The organism is Pseudomonas sp. P5_A2_2 (assembly GCF_054177685.1).
The window spans coordinates 1-2,517 of record NZ_JBGCUL010000666.1 but is presented as its reverse complement, the minus strand read 5'-3'; the positions used below and the strand labels follow the sequence as shown (position 1 = coordinate 2,517).

Annotated in this window: 3 protein-coding genes; 1 reads left to right on the top strand and 2 read right to left on the bottom strand. The window is 61.0% G+C overall.

Features of this window, described 5'->3' with window-relative positions:
* Both ACXRVY_RS23920 and ACXRVY_RS23915 read right to left on the bottom strand, forming a co-directional pair.
* Positions 1–113 (bottom strand): hypothetical protein (locus ACXRVY_RS23920; RefSeq protein ID WP_236040118.1); only part of this gene is annotated, 113 nt, incomplete at its 3' end.
* Entirely contained in the window at positions 113–793 is a 681-nt protein-coding gene (locus ACXRVY_RS23915) for a response regulator (protein WP_223463465.1), read from the bottom strand. The genes ACXRVY_RS23915 and ACXRVY_RS23920, both read right to left, overlap by 1 nt.
* A gap of 154 nt (positions 794–947) precedes the next feature.
* Here ACXRVY_RS23915 and dsbD point away from each other — a divergent pair.
* A partial coding sequence (gene dsbD / locus ACXRVY_RS23910; RefSeq protein WP_458238418.1) for a protein-disulfide reductase DsbD occupies positions 948–2,517 on the top strand: 1,570 nt, incomplete at its 3' end.

The following is a 2,517-nucleotide window of genomic DNA, read 5'->3' as shown; positions in this document are numbered from 1 at the left end:
AGGGAAAACATCATTTGATTGCGCAAATCGCTGAGCATCCAGGCCGCGGCCAAGGCCCAGATCAAGGCAAATGCGGCGCCGAGCGTCAGGCTCAGGCGCAAACGCAGACTCATCACTTCGATTCTTCTCCGCCATCAGCCGGCCCCAGGCGATAGCCCAGGCCGCGCACCGTCTCGACAATACCGTTGCCGAGTTTGCGCCGCAGGTGATGGATATGGACGTTAAGGGCGTTGCTTTCCAGTTCGTCGTTGAAACCGTAGACGCTGTCCTTGAGTTGCTCGGTGGACAGTACCCGGCCACGGTTATGCAGCAAGGCTTGCAGCAATGACTGCTCGCGACGCGACAGGTCCACCGGTTGGCCCGCGAGCATGGTTTCGCGGCTGCTCGGGTCGTAGGTCAGGGCTCCGTGTTCGATCAGGTTGACGCTGCGTCCCGCCACTCGCCGCAACAGCGTATGCAGGCGTGCAGCCAACTCACGCAGGTCGAACGGTTTGAGCAGGTAATCATCAGCGCCGGCTTGCAGGCCATCGACGCGGTCGGTGACCGAGTCCCGGGCGGTGAGGATCAGCACCGGCAACTCCAGGCCCTGATGACGCAATTGCTGCAGTAGCTTGAGGCCATCTTCGTCCGGCAACCCGAGGTCGAGCACCATGACATCGAACTCCGCCACCTTGAGCATCGCCCGGGCAGCGGACGCCGTAGCGACGTGTTCCACGGTCAGGCCCTGGGCGGTCAGACCGGCGACGATACCGCTGGCGATCAGTTCATCGTCTTCGCAAACCAGTACGTGCATGGGGAGCCTCGTAGAAATAAAGCCTATCAAGCCATTGACCGATTAAGTCGACATTATGCCGCAAGCGCCACCGCCACAAGGCCGGGGCGGTTAATCATCGGTTAATCGCCACCCGCCACTGTGCACCTCATTAGCACAGGGCAAAGGCTTATCCATGCATCGTCTGTTTTTACTTTTTACCCTATTGATCGCGGGCCTGGCCCAGGCGGGAACCAATCCGTTCGACACCAAACCTGAATTTCTCCCGGTTGATAAAGCCTTCACGTTTACCTCCGAACGTCTGGAATCCGGTGAAACCCAGCTCTATTGGCAGATCACCGATGGCTATTACCTGTACCAGAAACGTTTGAAATTCGACGGACTGCCTGTCGGGCAGCATCCCGCGTTGCCGGAAGGTGAAGCCCACAGCGACGAGTTTTTCGGCGAACAGCAAGTCTACCGCCAGGGTCTGGAACTGAAGATTCCGGCGGGTGCCAGCGGCACGGTCAAGGTCAGTTACCAGGGTTGCGCCGATGCCGGTTTGTGTTATCCGCCGCAAACCAGAGTCGTGGACCTGGGCAACGCCAATGCGCAGAGTGCGGCCAATGAAGCACCGGACCAGGCGCTGGCCAGCAGCCTGCAACAACGGGCGCTGGGTTGGAGCCTTTTGCTGTTCTTCGGCCTGGGCCTGCTGCTGGCCTTCACGCCATGTTCGTTGCCGATGCTGCCGATTCTGGCCGGGTTGATCGTCGGCAGTGGCGCCACACCCAAACGCGGTTTCGCCCTGGCCAGCAGTTACGTGGTCAGCATGGCGCTGGTGTATGCGGCGATGGGTGTCCTGGCCGCATCCCTCGGGGCTAATCTGCAAGCCTGGCTGCAGAACCYTTGGTTGCTGGGCAGTTTCGCGACGATTTTCGTGGTGCTGGCGCTGCCGATGTTCGGCTTCTTCGAACTGCAACTGCCGGTGGCCGTACGCGATCGCCTGGAAAACGTTTCGCGCAATCAACGTGGCGGCAACCTGATCGGCGCCGGGGTGCTGGGGGCGCTGTCCGGCCTGCTGGTCGGCCCGTGCATGACCGCACCGCTGGCCGGTGCCCTGCTCTATATCGCGCAAAGCGGTAACGCGTTGCATGGCGGATTGATTCTGTTCGCCATGGGCATCGGTATCGGCGTGCCGCTGCTGTTGCTGGTGACCGTCGGCAATCGCTTCATGCCCAAACCCGGCGCCTGGATGAACCTGGTCAAAGGCATTTTCGGCTTTCTGTTCCTCGCCACCGCGTTGCTGATGCTGCGGCCGGTGCTGGACGAATCCCTGTGGGTCGGATTGTGCGGTGCGCTGCTGTTGATCACGGCCTACAGCGCCTGGAAACAGTCGGAAKGTTTCGGCCGTATCGCACACTTGTTTGGCGCCAGCTCGTTGTTGCTCGGTTTGTGGGGTGGCCTGTTGGTGATCGGTGCGGCCGGTGGTGGCGACGATCCATTCAAGCCATTGCAGGTCTTCCGCGCCTCGAACCAGGCGGTGGCCACCGTGCCGGTTGGCCACGATGCCTTCACCACCATCAAGGATCCGCAGGCACTGCAACGGGAACTCGACGCCGCACAGGCTCAGGGCCAATGGGTGCTGCTGGACTACTATGCCGACTGGTGTGTGTCGTGCAAGGTCATGGAAAAACAGGTGTTCGGCAAAGCCAATGTCATGGAAGCCCTGAGCGACGTGCGCTTGCTCCGACTGGACGTCACCGCCG